Here is a 17,888-nt window from a genome sequence, read left to right on the forward strand (position 1 = left end):
GACGCGGGGCGCCCCGAGGGGCAAGGAGGTACTCAGCCCGCGAGCGCGTGCAGCGCATCGCCGGTGAGGCGCTGCGTCGTCCACTCCGACATCGGCTCGGCACCGATCGAGCGGTAGAACGCGATAGAGGGGGCGTTCCAGTCGAGGACGGTCCACTCGAGCCGCGAGTATCCGCGCTCGACGCAGACTTCGGCGAGCGACGCGATCAGCGCCTTGCCGTAGCCGCTGCCCCGCTGCGATTCGTCGACGAAGAGGTCTTCGAGCCAGATGCCATGGCGCCCCGTCCAGGTCGAATAGGTGAGGAACCAGATCGCGATCCCCACGATGTCGCCCTCGCGCTCGACCACGTGGCAGAAGGCGCGAGGCTCTGTCCCGAACAGCGTCTCGGTCAGCATCTCGGCGGTGTTCTCGACGGCATCCGGCTCACGCTCGTAGACGGCGAGCGCGCGGATGCAGGCCAGGATGCCGGTCTCGTCACCGGGGCGGGCGGCGCGCAGCACGGCGCCGCCGGGAAGGTCGCGCGGGGTCATCCCGTCAGCGTATCGAGGGCGTCAGCCGACGAGCGGACCGCCGTGCCGCCAGTACCCGAGGAACGAGATGCGCTCCTTCGGGATGCCGACCTCGGTGGTGAGGAAGCGACGGATGCCGGTGACGACGCCCGATTCGCCGGCGAGCCACACCGCGAACCCCGGATCGGCGGCCGCAGTGGCGCCGTGTGTTTCGGCCCACGACCGCACAGCGAGGGTGAGGCCGTCGTCGCCGGCGCGGTGCTCGACACGCGTCACGAGCGCGCGATCGGCGAGCGCGTCGGTGACGAGGTCGTCGGCGGCGTCCGCCACGCCCGCGATCACGTGCGGCTGCGTCTCCTCGGGCAGCGAGTCGACGATGTTCCGCAGGGCGGGGAAGGCCGTCTCGTCGCCCACGAGGAGGAACCGGCTCGCCTCGCCGGGCGTCCAGTGGATGCCGTATCCCGTCCACCCCATCCGCACGTCGGGTCCCGTGATGACGAGGGGGTCGCCGGGTCGGGCGGCCAGGGCCCATGCCGAGGCGGGCCCGATGGGCTCGTGCAGGAAGAAGTCGACGTCGATCTCCCGCTGGGCGACGCGGATCGCCGACGGCGTATAGGTGCGCAGCACGTTGCGGTCGTCCTCGTCGAGCGCCTTCCACCGCGCATACCAGTCGGAGGGGTGCGGGGTCGGCTCGTCGAGCAGGCCGAACTCGGCGAGGCCCGGGTGCGGGCGCCCCGACATCGGCAACACGATCTTGATGCGCTGGTCGAGGCCCCACGGTGCGAAGTTCGCCAGTGCCTCGCCGCGAAGGGTGATGCGGATGAAGCCGGGGCTGAGCCGGGCCACGGCGGCGACCTCGACGACGAAGGCACTGTAGGCCCAGGGACGCTCGCCGCTCACGGCGTCTCCTCCCCCGTCACAGCCCCGGGCCGACGTGCGCGGAGCGGCACGACGAGCGGACCGCCCGTGACCGGATCGTCGACGACGATGTTCGCGAGGCCGAAGACCTCCTCCACCCGCTGGCTCGTGATCACCTCCGCCGGTGGTCCCTCCGCGAGGATGCGCCCGTCGCGCATCGCGACGATGCGGCTCGCATACCGGGCGGCATGGTTCAGATCGTGGAGCACCGCGACGATCGTCCGGCCCCGCTCGTTCAGCTCAGCGAACAGCTCCATCAGCTCGACCTGGTGGGCCACGTCGAGGAACGTCGTCGGCTCGTCGAGCAGCAGCAGGTCGGTCTGCTGTGCCAGGACCATCGCGACCCACACCCGCTGCCGCTGGCCCCCCGACAATGCCTCGACGGGGCGCGAGGCGAGCTGCGTCGTGCCGGTCGCCGCCAGCGCCTCGTCGACAGCCGCGTCGTCGGCGGCGGACCACTGCCGGAACACGGTCTGGTACGGGTAGCGCCCGCGTCCGACCAGCTCGCGCACCGTGATGCCCTCCGGGGCGATCGCCGACTGCGGCAGCAGGCCCAGCCGCCGAGCGACCTCCTTCGCGGGCATCTCCGTGATCGCGCGGCCGTCGAGCACGATACTCCCCGCGCGCGGGGCGAGCAGACGCGAGAGGCCGCGCAGAAGCGTGGACTTGCCGCAGGCGTTGGGACCGATGATGACGGTGAACGACCCGGGCTCGATCCGCACCGACAGATCGCGGACGATATCCGCACCGTCGTAGGCGAGGGTCACAGACTCGGCGGCGAGCGATGTCGCCGGGGGGAACGGGTCAGGCACGGCGGCGGACCTCCAGCACGATCATGAGGACGAGGTAGGCGCCGCCGAGCGAGACGGTGACGACGCCGACAGGAAGCGGTGCGGGCAGCAGATGCTGCGCGATGAGGTCGGAGGCGATCAGCAGCACGGCCCCGATGAGGGCCGAGAGCCCGAGCGACAGGTGGGGCGTGCGCGCGATGAGGCGCGCCACCTGCGGCGCCGCCAGAGCGACGAAGGCGATCGGACCGCCGACGGTCGTCGCCGCCGCGACCAGCACGACCCCGACCAGCAGTGCGAGCGTGCGGACGAGATGCGGCCGGGCGCCCGTCGCCGCCGCGAGGTCGTCGCCGAGCTCGAGCTGACGCAGCCGCGGCACGAGCGCGAAGGATGCGACGACGAACGGCGCTGCGCACGCCAGTGCGCCGGCCACCGCCGGAGCCGTGACGCCGTTGAGACTGCCTGCGCCCCAGGCGGAGGCGAACATCGCCGTCTCGAGCTCGATCTGCAGCAGCATCCAGGTGTTGAGCGACGCGAGCATCGCCGAGACGCCGATGCCGACGACGATGAGGCGGAACCCCTGCAGGCCGCCGCGCCAGGCGAGCGCCCAGATCGCCACGGCGGTGGCGAGGGCACCGATCAACGAGCCGCCCACGAGCACCGGCCAGCTCGACGACACCAGGACCAGCGCGGCGAGCATGCCCGTGAAGGCACCGCTGGAAAGCCCCAGGATGTCGGGACTCGCCAGCGGATTGCGCGTGACGGTCTGGAACAGCGCCCCGGCGATCCCGAGGATCGCCCCCACCCCGAGCGCCGCCAGTGCCCGTGGCAGCCGCCATTCGCGGACCACGGTCTGCACGAGCGCATCGTCACTCGCGCCCGCCAGCGCCGCGACGACATCGCCCGGCGCGACGGGGAAGGTGCCGGCGCCGAGGGCGACGACCAGCAGCACCGCCGCGACGACGAGGGCAGCGATCCCGACGACCACGCTGCGCAGGCGCAGCACCACGTGCAGGCCGCCGACTCGCGGGCTCAGCATCCGCGGCCCGCCGCTCACAGGGCGCTCGCCCGGCGTCGGCGCGCGAGCGCGATGAGGATGGGAGCCCCGACGAACGCCGTGACGATGCCGACCGGCAGTTCCGCGGGCGCGATGAGCACGCGCCCCACGACATCCGCCGCCAGCACGACGACGGGTGCCAGCAGTGCGCTGACGGCGAGGATCACCCGATGATCGGCACCGAACAGCCAGCGGGCGATGTGCGGCACCATGAGCCCGACGAACGAGATCGGTCCCGCGAGTGCTGTCGCCGCGCCTGCCAGCAGGGTCACCGCGATGATCACGCCGATCCGGATACCGGCGAGGTTCGCACCCTGCGCACGAGCGACATCATCGCCCAGTGCGACGGCGTTGAGTCCCGCGCCGAGAACGAGGGCCAGCACGAGTCCGACGGCGATGAAGGGCGCGACCGCCACGATCGTGTCCCAGCCACGACCCAGCAGCGACCCGGCGTTCCAGCTGCGCATCGCGTCGAACGCATCGGGGTCGCTCAGCACGATGCCCGTCGTGATGCCCGACAGCACCGCGCCGAGGGCGACGCCCGCGAGCGTGAGCCGGATCGGGCCCGCGGCTCCGCGTCCGCCCGAACCGATGACATAGACGGCGACGGTGACGGCGAGCGCTCCGACGAACGCGAACCACACCGTCCCCGACGCCGCGCGCACGCCGAGCACCGCCATCCCGAGCGCCACGGCGAGGGCCGCACCGGCGTTGACGCCGAGGATGCCGGGATCGGCGAGCGGATTACGCGTGAAGGCCTGCATCAGCGCACCGGCGACTCCGAGCGCCGCGCCCGCGAGAAGTCCCACGACCGTCCGCGGGATCCGGAGCTCGGCCACGACGAACGTCGCCTCGGGTGAGCCCTCGCCCCGCAGCACCGCGGCGACGGTGCCCGGCGACAGCGGATTCGCCCCGACGGCGAGGGATGCCGCGACGACGAGCACCAGGGCCAGGGCGATCGCGGCGCCCGCCGCGGCGCGTCCGGCTCTCGAGGTCACCGCCCGTCGAGGAAGCGCTCGATGTCGGTCAGCACGCTCTGAGCGCCGCGGGGGCCGACGCCGGCCACCCAGGTGCTCGTGTCGACGAGGGTCACCGACGGGAAGGCATCCGCGTTCTGGGTGATCGCCGCCGGGATCGCCGACGCGTCGGTCGTGTCGGATGCCGTGACGAACACCGCGTCGGCGCGGGCGTCGAGGATGTTCTCGGGCGAGATGTCGGCCTGCAGGCCGTCGGCCCAGTCGTGCTCGGGCGTCGCGTAGCCGACGCACTCGAGCAGGCTGCCCGCGAACGACACGGGTCCGTACAGACTGAGGGTCGTCTCGTCGCGCGGCCGGATGACCTGTGCCGTCTTGCCTGCGAGGTCGTGCGCAGCCCCGATCTCGGTGCAGCGGTCGTCGACGGCCGCGATCTGCGCGGCGACCTCGTCCTCGCGTCCGAGCGCCTGGCCGATCAGCTCGGCGTTGTCACGCCACGGATCGGCCTGTGTCGCGATGAAGACCGTCGGAGCGATCGCCGACAGCTGGTCGTACAGCTTCGAGTGGCGCGCCTCGGTTCCGAGGATGAGGTCGGGCTTGAGCGCGGCGATCGCCTCGAGGTCGGGCTCGGGCACCGTGCCGACCGGTTCGACTCCGTCGACCTCGAGGTACGCCGGGATTCCCGCGACGTTGCTCGCGACCGCGGCCCCCACCGGCGTGATGCCGACGGAGACCGCGGTGTCGAGTTCGAGGGGCTCGAGGGTCACGACGCGCTGGGGCTGCTCGGGGACCTCGGTGACGCCGCGGGCATGCTCGACGGCGCGAGGGGCGACGCTGGCCTCCGAAGAGGTGTCGGCCGCGGAGGGCTGCGCCGCGCATCCGGCGAAGACGAGGGCCGCGGCGGCCGAGATGGCGACGGCGCTCAGGGCGCGCCGAACAGGACGAGACAGCATGTGGGGCCTTTCCTCGGGTCGATCTCGCGGCGAGCGCGATGAGGCAAGGCAACCCTAACAAAGACGGTCAGTCGGCTGTGAGCGCCGCCTCGATCGGGGTGTCGCCGCCCGTGAACTCGATCATCCGCCCGACGGTCGCGGGCTCGGACAGGACGGCGGCGATGACCGCCGCCACATCGCCACGCGGAACGGACTCCTTGCCTGAACCACCGACGGTGATGCTGCCGGTCGGCTCGTCGAGCGTCAGAGCGCTCGGCGCGACGATCGTCCAGTCCAGTCCGCTCTCGCGCAGGTGGGCGTCGGCCTCCGCCTTCGCCTCGGCGTAGGCGTAGAAGGAGTCGTCCTCGGGCACGCCGTGATCCGGCCCCGCGCCGAAGTACGACACCATGACGTAGCGGCGGATGCCGGCCACCGCGGCGGCGTCGATCGAGCGGATGGCCGCGTCGCGGTCGACCGCCCAGGTGCGGGCGGCATCCCCTCCCCCGGCTCCCGCGGCCCAGACGACCGCGTCGTTGCCGCTGAGCAGGTTCGTCAGCTGCTCGACGTCGAACGACTCGACGTCGGCGACGAGCGGCGTGGCGCCGGTCGCGGCGACATCCGCCTCGTGGTCGCGGTTGCGGATGACGGCCGTGACGGTGTCGCCGCGCTCGGCGAGGATCGGCTCCAGGCGCAGCGCGACCTTGCCGTGGCCTCCGATGATCAGGATGCGGGACATGGGTGTTCCTTTCGTCGGGGGATGTGGATCGGATGCGGCTGCGGCGGCCCCGTCGGCCGGCGCGTCAGCCGCGGAAGTCGTCGGGGTCGATGTCGTCGAGGAACTCGCGGAACTCCGCGACGCGCTGCTCGGCCGCCTCGGGAGTCTCGGCTCCCTCCGGCGCTTCGCTCACGGTGTCGGGGATGCCCGCCTCGGCGAGCACGTCATCGGCGACGAAGATCGGCGCCCCGGCGCGCGAGGCGAGTGCGATCGCGTCGGAGGGACGGGCATCGACGACCCGCGATCCGGTGAGGGCCGTGACCGTCACCTCCGCATAGAACGTGCCGTCGTCGATGCGGGTGACCTCGACCCGGTCGACGGTCGCATCGGTCGCGTCGAGCAGGCGGATCATGAGGTCGTGCGCGAGCGGCCGCGGCGGCGAGACCCCTTCGACAGCGACGAGGATCGATGTCGCCTCCTGCGAACCGATCCAGACCGGCAGCACCCGATCCGACAGGGCATCGACGGGCTTGAGCAGGATGACGTGCTGTTGAGCGGGATCGAGCGCGACCCCGAGAACGCGGACCTGGACCATGACACCTCCCGGGGTCGGTTTCGCCCAGCCTATGCACGAGGGAATGAGAACGGGGCCGCGGGCGTTGCGGCTTGACATGCAGCGTTTCGGCACTCTTTCGTTCGGTCACTACGGTCCCCTCGGCGGCGGTCGCGAGCTCACCGCCGGTGCCTCGCTGCGTCAGGCGATCGACCTCGCGCAGGGAATGGACGACCTCGGCGCCGTGGGCGCCTACTTCCGCGTGCACCACTTCGCACGGCAGCAGGCGTCGCCGATGCCGCTGCTGGCCGCGATCGCCGCGACGACGAAGAACATCGAGATCGGCACCGGCGTCATCGACATGCGATACGAGAACCCGCTGTATCTCGCCGAGGAGGCGGCGGCGGTCGACCTCATCTCCGACGGACGGCTCGCCCTCGGCGTCAGCCGCGGGTCACCCGAGACCGTCGTCCGCGGGTACGAGGCGTTCGGGTACACCGGCTCGCAGGATCCCCGCGGCGCCGACATCGCTCGCGACCACTTCGACACCTTCCTCCGCGCCATCGAGGGCGAGGGGCTCGCTGAGCGCGACCCGAACAGCCCGTTCGGAGGCGGGAACGGCAAGCAGCGGATCGAGCCGCACTCCCCCGGCCTGCGCTCGCGCATCTGGTGGGGCGCCGGAACGACCGAGACCGCGGAGTGGGCCGGCCGCATGGGCGTGAACCTGATGTCGTCGACACTCCTCACCGAGGCCGACGGCACGCCGTTCGACATCCTCCAGGCCCGACAGCTCGACGCGTTCCGCGCCGCGTGGCGCGAAGCCGGGCATCCCGGTGAGCCCCGCACGTCGGTCAGCCGATCGGTCTTCCCGATCACGACCGCCGAAGACGAGCTGTACTTCGGCGGCAGCAACGACCAGGACGGCATCGGTTACATCGACGGCATGCGCTCGACCTTCGGCAAGACCTACGCCGCGGCGCCCGACGTGCTCGTCGAGCAGCTGATGCAGGATGCCGCGGTCATGAGCGCCGACACCCTCATGCTGACGATCCCCTCGCAGCTGGGCGTCGAGTTCAACCTGCGCATCGTCGAGTCGTTCGCGAAGTACGTCGCTCCCGCCCTCGGCTGGAAGTCGGGCGCTCTGCAGCCGCGATGATCGCGGCGGAACACGGCTCGGGCGTCCCGCTCATCGCGGTGCACGGGTTCGGAGTCGATCACCGCATCTTGCTTCCCTTGGAGGACTGGGTAGCCGATCGCCCATGGCGGCGCATCTATCTCGACCTGCCCTGGGCGGAGGGCGCGACCGATCAGGGTGTCAGCACGCCTCGGGAGGTCGCCGACGCTGTCCGCGACGAGGTTGAAACCATCGCCGCGGGCGGGCCCTTCGCCATCGTCGGCAATTCGTTCGGCGCGATGGTCGCCCGTCACGTGGCGCATGCGCTTCGGCCTCAGTGCCGCGGGCTGGCGACCCTCGCCGGCGTGTTCGAGCTCGACCATGACAAGAGGCGACTGCCTCCGCGCGAGATCGTCATGGCGAACGAGTCCGTGCTCTCCCGAGCGGGTTCGTTTCGGGACGACTTCGCGGAGATGGCGGTGCTGCAGACCGCCGAAGCGCTGACCGCGTTCGAGAGGTTCGTGCTGCCCGGCATCCGGGGAGCCGACACGGAGGTCCTCGACCGGATCACCTCGTCGTACTCGGCTGGATACGCTCCCGAACGCACCGACCTCCCGTTCACGGCGCCGAGCCTGCACGTCTTCGGGCGTCAAGACCACGTCGTCGGTTTCGAGGACGGGCTCGGTACCGCCGGCCATTACGTCCGCGGCACCTTCGTCGTCGTCGACGGGGCGGGACACAACGTCCATCTCGAGCACCCGGACACTGTCGCCCCGCTCGTTCGCGACTGGCTTCTGCGAGCGGAACACCACGCCCTCTGACTGCAGGCGCTCGCGCCCCGTCCGACTAGCGTGGATGGGGTGCACGATGAAGAGACACACAGCCTCGCGACTTCCCGGACCGCCCCTCGGGTGGACACCATCGAACTCGTCCGTATCGACCCGGCGGGAGCCGACCGCGAGGAACTGATCGCGTTCATGACCGGCGAGGTGTTCCCGTTCCACGTCGGAATCCGACCGACGCGCGCTCAGGTCGAGGAGGGCATCGCCGCGGGGCGGTTCCGCGACGACGACAACGACTCGTTCTGGATCGACCATGTCGAACACGGCCGCATCGGATTCTTCCGCCTCGAGGAGATCAGCGACGGCGCACCGCTGTTCGATCTCCGGCTGGCGTCGGTGTGGCGGGGCCGCGGCCTCGCGAAAGACGTGCTGGCGACGGCGGCAGACCACGTTTTCACGACCATGCCCGAGGTCGACCGCTTCGAGGGGCAGACCCGCGAAGACAACCGTGCGATGCGCCGGATCTTCGATGCGTGCGGCTGGGTGCAGGAGGCCTACTACCGCGAGGGGTGGCCCGTCGAGGGTTCCGAGCCGCTGGGGTCGGTGGCGTACAGCATCCTCCGCCGCGACTGGGAGACCGGCGAGGTCACGCCCCTGCGCTGGTCTTAGCTCGCGCCGAGTACGCACCATCGCGCCGAGAACGCACCGTGCGGGGTATGTTCTCGCGGCGACGGTGCGTTCTCGGTGATGTGCAGGGCGCCGCACCCGGACAATGGACGGATGACGCAACGCCGCCCCACGATCATCCACCGCGGCGGCGTCTCGCTCGCGGTGACCGAGACCGGAGGGACCGGCCCTGCGGTCCTGCTGCTGCACGGGCTGGCAGGCAGCTCGCGCGAGCTCATGCCCACGGCGGATGCGCTCACCGACGGGCACCGGGTGCTCCTGCTCGACCAGCGCGGTCACGGCCGCAGCACGCGGCGACCCGACGACCTCTCCCGCGACGCCTTCGTTGCGGATGTCGTCGCCGTGCTCGAGCGCTTCGCGCCGGGTGAGCGAGTGGCACTGGTCGGGCAGTCGATGGGCGCGCACACCGCGTTGCTCACCGCGAGCCGGCATCCCGACCTGGTCAGTCGGCTGATCCTGCTGGAGGGGCATCCGGCCGGGAGCACCGATCCACAGGATGCCGCCGACCTCGGCGCCTTCTTCGCCTCGTGGCCGATCCCGTTCGCCGATGCGGCCGCCGCGCGGGAATTCCTCGGCGACTCGCCGCTCACCGAGGCCTGGGTCGCGGACCTTGAGCAGACGCCCTCGGGGTTGCGGCCCCGCTTCGACGCCGACGTCATGCAGGCCGTGATCGCCGCGGTGCACGAACCACGGTGGGCGGAGTGGGAGGACCTCGCGGTGCCGACGACGGCGGTGTTCGCCCATCGCGGCATGTTCTCCCCCGAGCAGCAGGCCGAGCTCGCCGCGCGGCGCCCGGGCACCCGCATCCTGCCGCTCCCCGACGGCAGCCACGACGCGCACCTCGATGCGTTCCCGTCGTGGCTCGCCGCGCTCCGGGACGCACTCGCCTGACGGATCCCGTGCGAGAACGCACCATCGCGCCGAAAGCACACCGTCGCGGGTGCGTTCTCGCGACGAGGGTGCGTGCTCGCGGCTCGCACGGGCCCGCAAGAGTACAACCACGGCGGGAGTGGGCGAAAGAGCCGCGGTGATCCCGACCGCGCAGTCATAACCTGTCGTCCGCCCCGGGTGCCCGACCGGCGCCTGTTCCTGCACAGAAAGAAGAAGCACCATGCTCTGGACGATCCTCGGCCTCATCCTCGTCGGACTGATCGCCGGCTTCATCGCGCGCGCCGTCATCCCCGGCAAGCAGAACATCGGCATCCTGATGACCATCGTGCTCGGCATCGTCGGCTCGTTCGTCGGCGGATTCCTCGGATTCCTCATCTTCAACCACAGCCCCGAGGGCGGCTTCCTGCAGCCGTCCGGCATCATCGGCTCGATCATCGGTGCCATCATCGTGCTCGGCATCTACGTCGCCGTCTCGCGCCGCGGCTCGACTCGTACGCGCTGACACAGCTGCACACAGGCACCGCGCCAACTCCTCAGCTCCGGCGGCCCCTCCCGTGGCGGGGCTCGACACCGCCTCACGTCGGATTCTGAGGAGTTGGCGCTTCGTCGTCACCGGGCCGGAATATCAGCCCGACCCCACCGCTTGAACCCACCATGAGCACGATCGGAAACAGCGACCTCTCCGTCTTCCCCCTCGCCCTCGGCGGCAACGTCTTCGGCTGGACCGCCGACCGCGACGCGTCGTTCGCGATCCTCGACGCGTTCGTCGAAGGCGGCGGCAACTTCATCGACACCGCCGATTCCTACAGCGCCTGGGCGCCCGGCCACAGCGGGGGCGAGAGCGAGACGATCATCGGCGAATGGCTCGCAGCACGCAGCCGCCCCGAGGTCGTCGTGGCGACGAAGGTCAGCCAGCATCCGGACTTCCGCGGGCTCTCCGCCTCGAACGTCCGCGCCGCCGCCGAGGCTTCGCTGAAGCGCCTGGGCGTCGACGCGATCGACCTCTACTACGCACACTTCGACGACGAGGAGACCCCTCTCGAAGAGACGGTCGGCGCGTTCGGCCAGCTCGTCGCCGACGGCCTGGTTCGCCACATCGCCGTGTCGAACTACACCGCGGAGCGCATCGAGGAGTGGCTGCGCATCGCCGACGAGACCGGCGTCGCCCGCCCCGTCGCCATCCAGCCGCACTACAACCTCGTGCACCGCAACGAGGTCGAAGAGACCATCGTGCCGATCGCCGAGCGCGAGAACCTCAGCCTCATCCCCTACTTCGCCCTCGCGAAGGGCTTCCTGACCGGCAAGTACCGGTCGACGGATGCCTCGGCCCACAACACCCCGCGCGCCGAGGGCGCCGCCGTGTACGCGACGCCGCAGGGCCTGCAGATCATCGACACCCTCGAGCGGGTCGGCGCCGCACACGACGTCTCGATCGCCTCGGCCGCGCTCGCGTGGCTGCGTTCGCAGCCGACCGTGGTCGCGCCGATCGCGAGCGCCTCGCGCCTCGAGCAGGTGCAGGGCCTGCTCGACGGCGGGCGCGTCGAGCTCACGGCCGACGAGATCGCCGAGCTCACCCGCGTGTCGACCTGGACCCCGGAGGCCTGAGCCGCGGCATCCGCAACTCGGACAACCACGCGAACCTCGGAGCCCCGCGCAGGCAGGCTCCGAGGTTCGTCGTTTTCTCCGAGGTTTGCGCCACACACACCTAGGACGCGCCAGCAAACCCACAAAATTCACGGTGTGGTAAGACCACAGACGGTTTTCCGTGTTTAATGAGTCCTATGAGCACCGCGACCGTCGGATACAGCGCCATCTCGAGCTACTCCCGCGTGGAGATCCTGCACCTCATCCAGGAGCAGCCCCGCCGGACGATCCTCGAACTGCAAGAGGCCACCGACCTGCACCCGAACACCATCCGAGAGCACCTGGCCCGACTGATCTCCGACGGCTTCATCGTCGCCGAGAAGGAGCACCGCACCACCCGCGGACGCCCCCGCGTGCTCTACAGCGCCGCCGACGGAGACGCGACCCGCAGCGCCATCCAGCGCCGCAAGGTGCGGGATGCCGCGCAGCGCGGCGACCTCATGCGCCGCGTCCTCACCGTCGACGTCCCCGACGTGCTCGAGACCCGCGCACTGCACCAGCTCGACGCCCTCGTCGAGGAGCTCGAGGACGAAGGCTTCGACCCGATCATCGACGACTCCGCGCTGACGGTCGACCTGACCCCCTGCGCACACGCCACGGCGCAGGCCGATCATCGCGAGGTGCTCTGCAGCGTTCACCTGAGCCTGCTGCAGGGCGTGCTCACCGAGGCGGGCGGACCCCTCGCCGTCGACGGCATGCGGTCCTCGTGCGACCCGTCGGTGTGCATCATCCAGCTGCTGCACGCCGCGACCGCCCACGACTGAGCCCGGCGGAGTCGACACCCGGACCTCGTCCGGCCTCAGCCCCGGGCGGCCGCGATCACCAGCGCCGCGGTCGAGCGGGCCAGCTGGGTGTCGTGACCGCGCTCGCGCAGCCGCATCGCCAGGTCGCCGCTGACGACGAGGAGCAGCCGCTCCGCGAGCTCGGCCGCGGCGACCCCGGCGATCGGACGAGCGAGCTCGGTCAGCCGCGCCCGCATGCCCTCCGTGTCGGCGCGAACGGCGGATGCCACCTCCGGCGGCGGATCGGCGTATTCGGCGGCCGCGCCGAGGAAGGCGCACCAGCGCGACCCGCGCGGCTCGTCGCGGAACGCCGCGAGCGCGTCGAACACCGCGAGCAGCCGCTCCTCGTCGTCGGCGCCGCGCTCGACGGCGGCGTCCCACGTTTCGATCCAAGCCCGCTGCCGCCGCTCGAGCGCCGCCGCGAGCAGCGCCTCCTTGCTCGCGTACCCCCGGTAGAGCGTCGCCGCCGACACGCCCGCGCGGGCCAGCACGGCGTCGATCGGAGTCGCGGCGATGCCCTGAGTGAAGAAGAGATCCTCGGCGGCATCGAGGATCCGCTCCTGCGTCCGCGGCCGCATTCCCATGCCAGCACTCTATGCTCGGTAAAGTGAAACGGTCGTTTTTGTTTCGGCAGTGGGGTCTCGTCGCCTCCGGAGTCGCGCTGATCGCGGCGACCTACGGCCTCGTGCGCCTCGCCTTCGGACTCCACCTGCCCGAGATGAGCGCCGACCTCGGCATCGACACCGCCGCGGCCGGCCTCGTCTCGGCGGCGGGGTCGATCGTCTACGCCCTCGCCGCGCTCGTCGGCTTCCTCGCCGCCGAGCGACATCCACGCCTCCTCGTCGTCGCGGCGATCCTCACGGCGGGCGGCGGTGCCGTCGGGATCGCGGCGGCGACGGATGCGGCGACCTTCGCCCCCGCTGCGGCGATCTCCTCCGCCGGCGCTGGGCTCGCCTCGCCCGCCCTCGTGCGCCTGGTGGCAGGTACGTTCGCCGATCGCGAGTCGAGCACGCCGCAGGCGATCGTCAACGCCGGGACCGGCCCGGGCCTCGTCATCGCAGGTTTCATCGCCCTCGCCCTCACCCCCGACTGGCGCCTGTGCTGGCTGATCGCGGCAGTCGCGACCGTGGCGGCGGGGATCGCCGTCCTCATCGCCGATCGCCGACGGAACAGCGCTCCGGGAGACGAAGGCGCGAGCCGGCCTCCCGTTCTTCCGCCGGGAACGTGGTGGACGGCGCATCGCTCGGCGATCGCGGCATCCGTCCTTCTCGGAATCGGCGCGTCGGCGATCTGGAACTACGGCCGCACCGTCCTGGTCGACGCGGGCGGGTCACAGACGCAGTCGGTGCTGGCGTGGATCGTGCTCGGATGCGGCGGCGCCGCCGTCATCGCGACATCGCGGCTCGTGTCCGGCCTGCACCCCCGGGCACTCTGGCTGATCGGCGCGGGGCTCATCGCCGGGTCGACACTCGCGGTGGGCGCCGCCCCGACGAACACGGCGCTCGCCCTCGGTGCGTGCGCCGTGTTCGGGTGGGCGTACGTCACCGCTTCAGGAGCGCTCATCGGGTGGACGACGCGAATCGATGCCCTACACGCGGCCGCCGGCACAGCACTGCTGTTCGTGACCTTCATGGTCGGACAGTCCATAGGCGCGGCAGCGATCGGCGCACTGCTCCCCCGCGGCGGACCGGCGCTCGTCTTCGCCGCAGCCGCCGCGACGTGCCTCGCCGGTGGTGCGGTCCTGATCTCACCGCGCCACCGCGCAGTGACCCCACCCCGCGCCTGAGCGGCGATCTCGACCTACCCGCCGATCGCGTTCATCCCGCGGGCGGGCTGCAGGAAGCCCGGGTCGTCGATCGCGTGACCGGCCTTCTTGCCGGCGATGCAGTTTCGGAGCACACGATCGATCCGCTCGGCTCGCGCCTCGGGCGGCGTCTCGGAGCGCAGCACCGGCAGCAGGTCGTACTCGTCGATCGAGAAGAGGCAGTTGCGCAGCTGGCCGTCGGCGGTCAGCCGCATCCGGTCGCACGCGCCGCAGAACGGGGCGGTCACCGATGCGATGACGCCGACCGTGTGCGGGCCGCCGTCGAGCCGCCAACGCTCCGCGGGCGCGCCGCCACGCCCCGGGACGGGCTCGAGGCTCCAGCGCGCCGCGAGCGCTTCGAGGATCTCCTCGCGCGTGACCATGCTCGACCGGTCCCACGTGTGGCCGGCATCCAGCGGCATCTGCTCGATGAATCGCATCTGCGCGTCGTGCGCCACGGCGAAGGCCACAAGGTCGGCGAGCTCGTCGTCGTTGACACCGCGCATCGCGACCGCGTTGATCTTCAGCGGCCGGAGCCCGGACGCCTGGGCCGCGCGCACCCCGTCGAGCACCTCGTCGAGGCGGTCACGACGGGTGAGGTTTCGGAACCGCTCCCGGTCGAGGGTGTCGAGCGAGATGTTCAGGCGAGCGAGCCCCGCGGCGACGAGGTCGGGCAGCACCTCGGGCAACCGGATGCCGTTCGTGGTCATGGCGATCTCGATCGGGCCGTCGGGCGACGCGATGGCCGCGAGCCGCCGCACGATCTCGACGATGTCGGTGCGCAGCAGCGGTTCCCCGCCGGTGAGGCGGAAGGTCGTGATGCCCGCGGCTGCGGCGACGGTCGCGACCTCGACGATCTCATCGAGGGTGAGGATGCTCTGCCGCGCGAGCCATTCGTTGCCCTGCTCGGGCATGCAGTACGTGCAGCGCAGCGAGCAGCGGTCGGTCAGCGAGATGCGCAGGTCGCGGTGGACCCGGGCGAATCTGTCGACGAGCGGCTCCCCCATGGGTCGAGCGTAAGCGGCTCCGGAGCATCCGAGGGCCGGCCGCGACCGATCGGAGCCGCGTTTTGTGGTCTGACAGCACCTTGCTTAGTGGTCTGACCACGCGTAGCATTATTCCCGGCCGCCCCTGAGACCGGGGAAAACCACACTCGATACCTTCAGCCTGTCGAAACCCTCGCCTCCCGAAAGGCACGCCCCGATGGACTTCCTCGATCCGCTCCTGCTGGCACGCTGGCAGTTCGGTCTGACGACGCTGTACCACTACCTCTTCGTGCCGCTGACCCTCGGGATGGCTCTTGTGGTGGCGATCTTCCAGACGGTGTGGCACCGCACCGGCAACGTGAAGTGGCTGCACCTGACCCGCCTGTTCGGCAAGATCTTCCTCATCAACTTCGCCATGGGCGTCGTGACCGGCATCGTCCAGGAGTTCCAGTTCGGCATGAACTGGTCGGCCTACTCCCGTTTCGTCGGCGACATCTTCGGCGCACCGCTGGCCTTCGAGGGTCTCCTCGCCTTCTTCTTCGAGGCGACCTTCATCGGCTTGTGGATCTTCGGCTGGGACAAGCTGCCCAAGGCGCTGCACTTGTTCTCGATCTGGATGGTCGTGCTCGGGTCGACCCTGTCGGCCTACTTCATCCTCGCCGCCAACGCGTTCATGCAGAACCCGGTCGGATACCAGATCGCCGCCGACGGCGGCCGGGCCGAACTGATCGACTTCGGCGCGGTCCTGACCAACCCGATCGTGCTGGCCGCTTTCCCGCACACGATCTTCGCCGCCTGGATGTTCGCCGCTGCCGTGGTCATCGCGGTCGCCGCCTGGCACCTCTCGCGCGCGCAGCACGTCGAGACGATGCGTCCCGCCCTCCGCTTCGGCATGTGGGGCATGATCGTCTCGTTCGTCGGGGTCGCACTCTCGGGAGATCAGCTGAGCCTCGTGATGGTGGCGACGCAGCCCATGAAGATGGCCGCGGCCGAAGCCATGTTCAACAGTGCCTGCGGGGCTGACGCGTCCTTCTCGATCTTCTCCATCGGAACCCCCGACGGCACCGAAGAGGTCTGGTCGCTGCGCGTGCCGTACCTGCTGTCGTTCCTGTCGACCCATAGCTTCGACGGGTGCGTCGAAGGCCTCAATGACCTGCAGGCGCAGTACACCGAGACCTTCGGGGCGGGCGTCGACTACCGCCCCATCGTGTGGGTCACCTACTGGTCGTTCCGCTGGATGATCGGCCTCGGGGGCATCGCTACCCTCATCTCGGTCGCCGGCCTCTGGGTCACGCGCAAGAAGGCTCAGCGCCCCGTCGCCCGGTGGATGTGGAAGGTCGCCATCTGGTCCGCTCCCCTCCCCCTTCTCGGCAGCCTCGTCGGCTGGGTCTTCACCGAGATGGGCCGCCAGCCCTGGATCGTCTTCAGCCTCATGCTGACCGAGGACGGCGTCTCACCGAACGTGCCCGGTTGGACGGTCCTCATCTCGCTGATCGCGTTCACCGCGGTGTACGCCTCGCTCGCCGTCGTCGAGTTCGGCCTCATCCGCAAGGCCGCGCAGAAGGGCCCCGACCCGCTGCCCGAGCCGGGCTCGCCCGAAGCCGAAAACCCCTCGGCGTCCCACACCCAGACCACCGTCTACTGAGGAGCACGACATGGATCTCGCATACGTCTGGTTCTTCATCGTCGGAGTGCTCTTCGTGGGCTACTTCGTCCTCGACGGGTTCGACTTCGGTGTCGGGATGTCGCTGCCCTTCCTCGGGAAGGACAACGTCTCGCGGCGCCAGATCATCAACACCATCGGCCCGGTCTGGGACCTCAACGAGACCTGGGTGATCGTGGCGGGCGCGTGCCTGTTCGCAGCGTTCCCGGAGTGGTACGCGACCCTGTTCAGCGGGTTCTACCTGCCGCTGCTCCTGATCCTCATCGCCCTGATCCTGCGCGGGGTCTCGTTCGAGTACCGCCACCAGCGCGATGACGCCACCTGGCGCAAGCGCTTCGATCTCATGATCGTGGTGGGCTCGGCACTCCCCGCCTTCCTCTGGGGCGTCGCGGTCGCCAACATCGTGCAGGGCGTTCCGATCGACGCAGACAAGGAGTTCACCGGCACCCTGTTCACGCTGCTGAACCCCTACGGCCTGCTCGGCGGCGTCGTCACGCTGCTGCTGTTCTTCACCCACGGGGTCTACTTCGTCGCCCTCAAGACCGACGGGGACGTGCGCGCGCAGGCCCGTCGCCTCGCGACGAAGTCGGGACTGCTGACCCTGGTCGCCGCGGCCGTCTTCCTCGCCTGGACCGTGCTGTCGGCGATGCAGGCGCAGGCGCCGCTGCTGCCGCTCGTGTTCGTGACGGCCGCCCTGGCCGCCGTCATGCTGATCGGAGCCATCCTCGCCAATGCCCGGGGTCGCGAGGGGTGGGCCTTCGCGGGAGGCGCCGGCACCGTGATGTTCGCCGTGCTGACCCTCTGGCTCTCGCTCTTCCCGAACGTGATGCCGTCGTCGACCGACCCCGCGTGGAACCTGACGATCGAGAACGCGTCGTCGACCGACTACACGCTGACGATCATGACCTGGGCAGCCGTGATCTTCCTGCCCCTCGTGCTGCTCTACCAGGGCTGGACGTACTGGGTCTTCCGCAAGCGCGTCACGCGGGCCCGTATCGAAGAGGCCGAGCTCGTCGCCCACTGACCGGATGACGGGATGCCTCGGATCCGCGCGATCGCGCCGGGCCCGAGGCATCCCGGTCCCGGGGT

20 protein-coding genes are annotated in these 17,888 nt (G+C 70.6%); 10 read left to right on the forward strand and 10 right to left on the reverse strand.

The window, feature by feature from the left end; translation table 11 throughout:
• Nucleotides 1-32: 32 nt before the first annotated feature.
• From CBF90_RS13370 to CBF90_RS13405, 8 genes are all read right to left on the reverse strand, one after another.
• Nucleotides 33-530 (reverse strand): GNAT family N-acetyltransferase, encoded by a 498-nt coding sequence (locus tag CBF90_RS13370; protein WP_172407843.1) that lies wholly within the window; start codon nucleotides 528-530, stop codon nucleotides 33-35.
• 21 nt (nucleotides 531-551) lie between these two features.
• Nucleotides 552-1,409 (reverse strand): siderophore-interacting protein, encoded by an 858-nt coding sequence (locus CBF90_RS13375; RefSeq protein WP_088380823.1) that lies wholly within the window; start codon nucleotides 1,407-1,409, stop codon nucleotides 552-554.
• Nucleotides 1,406-2,239, reverse strand: a complete 834-nt coding sequence (locus CBF90_RS13380; RefSeq protein ID WP_064955950.1) for an ABC transporter ATP-binding protein — start codon at nucleotides 2,237-2,239, stop codon at nucleotides 1,406-1,408. Before CBF90_RS13380 ends, CBF90_RS13375 begins: the two co-directional genes overlap by 4 nt.
• Complete coding sequence (locus CBF90_RS13385) at nucleotides 2,232-3,254, reverse strand: iron chelate uptake ABC transporter family permease subunit (RefSeq protein WP_088380824.1); 1,023 nt, start codon at nucleotides 3,252-3,254, stop codon at nucleotides 2,232-2,234. Before CBF90_RS13385 ends, CBF90_RS13380 begins: the two co-directional genes overlap by 8 nt.
• Before the next feature lie 14 nt (nucleotides 3,255-3,268).
• Nucleotides 3,269-4,270 carry an iron ABC transporter permease gene (locus CBF90_RS13390; protein WP_064955951.1) on the reverse strand — a complete coding sequence of 334 codons (1,002 nt, stop codon included), beginning with the start codon at nucleotides 4,268-4,270 and terminating at the stop codon, nucleotides 3,269-3,271.
• Complete coding sequence (locus CBF90_RS13395) at nucleotides 4,267-5,199, reverse strand: ABC transporter substrate-binding protein (protein ID WP_088380825.1); 933 nt, start codon at nucleotides 5,197-5,199, stop codon at nucleotides 4,267-4,269. Before CBF90_RS13395 ends, CBF90_RS13390 begins: the two co-directional genes overlap by 4 nt.
• Nucleotides 5,200-5,266: 67 nt before the next feature.
• Nucleotides 5,267-5,914 carry an SDR family oxidoreductase gene (locus CBF90_RS13400; RefSeq protein WP_088380826.1) on the reverse strand — a complete coding sequence of 216 codons (648 nt, stop codon included), beginning with the start codon at nucleotides 5,912-5,914 and terminating at the stop codon, nucleotides 5,267-5,269.
• Between the two features lie 64 nt (nucleotides 5,915-5,978).
• Nucleotides 5,979-6,488, reverse strand: coding sequence for a bifunctional nuclease family protein (locus tag CBF90_RS13405; protein WP_023951957.1), 510 nt, complete (start codon nucleotides 6,486-6,488; stop codon nucleotides 5,979-5,981).
• A gap of 76 nt (nucleotides 6,489-6,564) precedes the next feature.
• On the opposite strand from CBF90_RS13405, the gene CBF90_RS13410 reads away from it, so the two are divergent.
• The 7 genes from CBF90_RS13410 to CBF90_RS13440 all read left to right on the forward strand — a co-directional run bounded on the left by CBF90_RS13410 (nucleotide 6,565) and on the right by CBF90_RS13440 (nucleotide 12,328).
• Nucleotides 6,565-7,602 (forward strand): LLM class flavin-dependent oxidoreductase, encoded by a 1,038-nt coding sequence (locus CBF90_RS13410; RefSeq protein ID WP_023951959.1) that lies wholly within the window; start codon nucleotides 6,565-6,567, stop codon nucleotides 7,600-7,602.
• Nucleotides 7,599-8,381 (forward strand): alpha/beta fold hydrolase, encoded by a 783-nt coding sequence (locus tag CBF90_RS13415; protein WP_088380827.1) that lies wholly within the window; start codon nucleotides 7,599-7,601, stop codon nucleotides 8,379-8,381. Before CBF90_RS13410 ends, CBF90_RS13415 begins: the two co-directional genes overlap by 4 nt.
• A gap of 90 nt (nucleotides 8,382-8,471) precedes the next feature.
• Nucleotides 8,472-9,011 carry a GNAT family N-acetyltransferase gene (locus CBF90_RS13420; RefSeq protein ID WP_233494894.1) on the forward strand — a complete coding sequence of 180 codons (540 nt, stop codon included), beginning with the start codon at nucleotides 8,472-8,474 and terminating at the stop codon, nucleotides 9,009-9,011.
• 111 nt (nucleotides 9,012-9,122) lie between these two features.
• Nucleotides 9,123-9,920, forward strand: coding sequence for an alpha/beta fold hydrolase (locus tag CBF90_RS13425; protein WP_088380828.1), 798 nt, complete (start codon nucleotides 9,123-9,125; stop codon nucleotides 9,918-9,920).
• A gap of 220 nt (nucleotides 9,921-10,140) precedes the next feature.
• Nucleotides 10,141-10,422, forward strand: a complete 282-nt coding sequence (locus CBF90_RS13430) for a GlsB/YeaQ/YmgE family stress response membrane protein (protein ID WP_023951967.1) — start codon at nucleotides 10,141-10,143, stop codon at nucleotides 10,420-10,422.
• A gap of 152 nt (nucleotides 10,423-10,574) precedes the next feature.
• Complete coding sequence (locus CBF90_RS13435; RefSeq protein ID WP_064955956.1) at nucleotides 10,575-11,525, forward strand: aldo/keto reductase; 951 nt, start codon at nucleotides 10,575-10,577, stop codon at nucleotides 11,523-11,525.
• Nucleotides 11,526-11,701: 176 nt separating this feature from the next.
• The gene (locus CBF90_RS13440) at nucleotides 11,702-12,328 is read left to right on the forward strand and encodes a metalloregulator ArsR/SmtB family transcription factor (protein ID WP_071918395.1); all 627 of its coding nucleotides are present in this window, start codon (nucleotides 11,702-11,704) and stop codon (nucleotides 12,326-12,328) included.
• Between the two features lie 35 nt (nucleotides 12,329-12,363).
• Here CBF90_RS13440 and CBF90_RS13445 read toward each other — a convergent pair whose 3' ends face one another.
• The gene (locus CBF90_RS13445) at nucleotides 12,364-12,930 is read right to left on the reverse strand and encodes a TetR/AcrR family transcriptional regulator (RefSeq protein ID WP_036304642.1); all 567 of its coding nucleotides are present in this window, start codon (nucleotides 12,928-12,930) and stop codon (nucleotides 12,364-12,366) included.
• Between the two features lie 23 nt (nucleotides 12,931-12,953).
• Here CBF90_RS13445 and CBF90_RS13450 point away from each other — a divergent pair, with 23 nt between their 5' ends.
• Nucleotides 12,954-14,132: an MFS transporter gene (locus tag CBF90_RS13450; protein WP_172407844.1), complete on the forward strand. Its 1,179-nt coding sequence runs from the start codon at nucleotides 12,954-12,956 to the stop codon at nucleotides 14,130-14,132.
• Nucleotides 14,133-14,146: 14 nt separating this feature from the next.
• Here the strand turns inward: CBF90_RS13450 and moaA are convergent, their stop codons facing one another.
• The gene (moaA, locus tag CBF90_RS13455; protein WP_023951975.1) at nucleotides 14,147-15,157 is read right to left on the reverse strand and encodes a GTP 3',8-cyclase MoaA; all 1,011 of its coding nucleotides are present in this window, start codon (nucleotides 15,155-15,157) and stop codon (nucleotides 14,147-14,149) included.
• A 196-nt stretch (nucleotides 15,158-15,353) separates the two neighbouring features.
• Between moaA and CBF90_RS13460 the strand changes: the two genes are divergently transcribed.
• Both CBF90_RS13460 and cydB read left to right on the forward strand, forming a co-directional pair.
• Nucleotides 15,354-16,781 (forward strand): cytochrome ubiquinol oxidase subunit I, encoded by a 1,428-nt coding sequence (locus CBF90_RS13460; RefSeq protein WP_023951977.1) that lies wholly within the window; start codon nucleotides 15,354-15,356, stop codon nucleotides 16,779-16,781.
• A 10-nt stretch (nucleotides 16,782-16,791) separates the two neighbouring features.
• A complete protein-coding gene (gene cydB / locus CBF90_RS13465; RefSeq protein ID WP_064955961.1) occupies nucleotides 16,792-17,823 on the forward strand; it encodes a cytochrome d ubiquinol oxidase subunit II in 1,032 nt (343 codons plus the stop codon).
• Nucleotides 17,824-17,888: the final 65 nt, after the last annotated feature.

Origin of the sequence: Microbacterium sp. AISO3 (assembly GCF_002204305.1) — a bacterium.
GTDB classification, from domain to species: Bacteria; Actinomycetota; Actinomycetes; order Actinomycetales; family Microbacteriaceae; genus Microbacterium; species Microbacterium arborescens.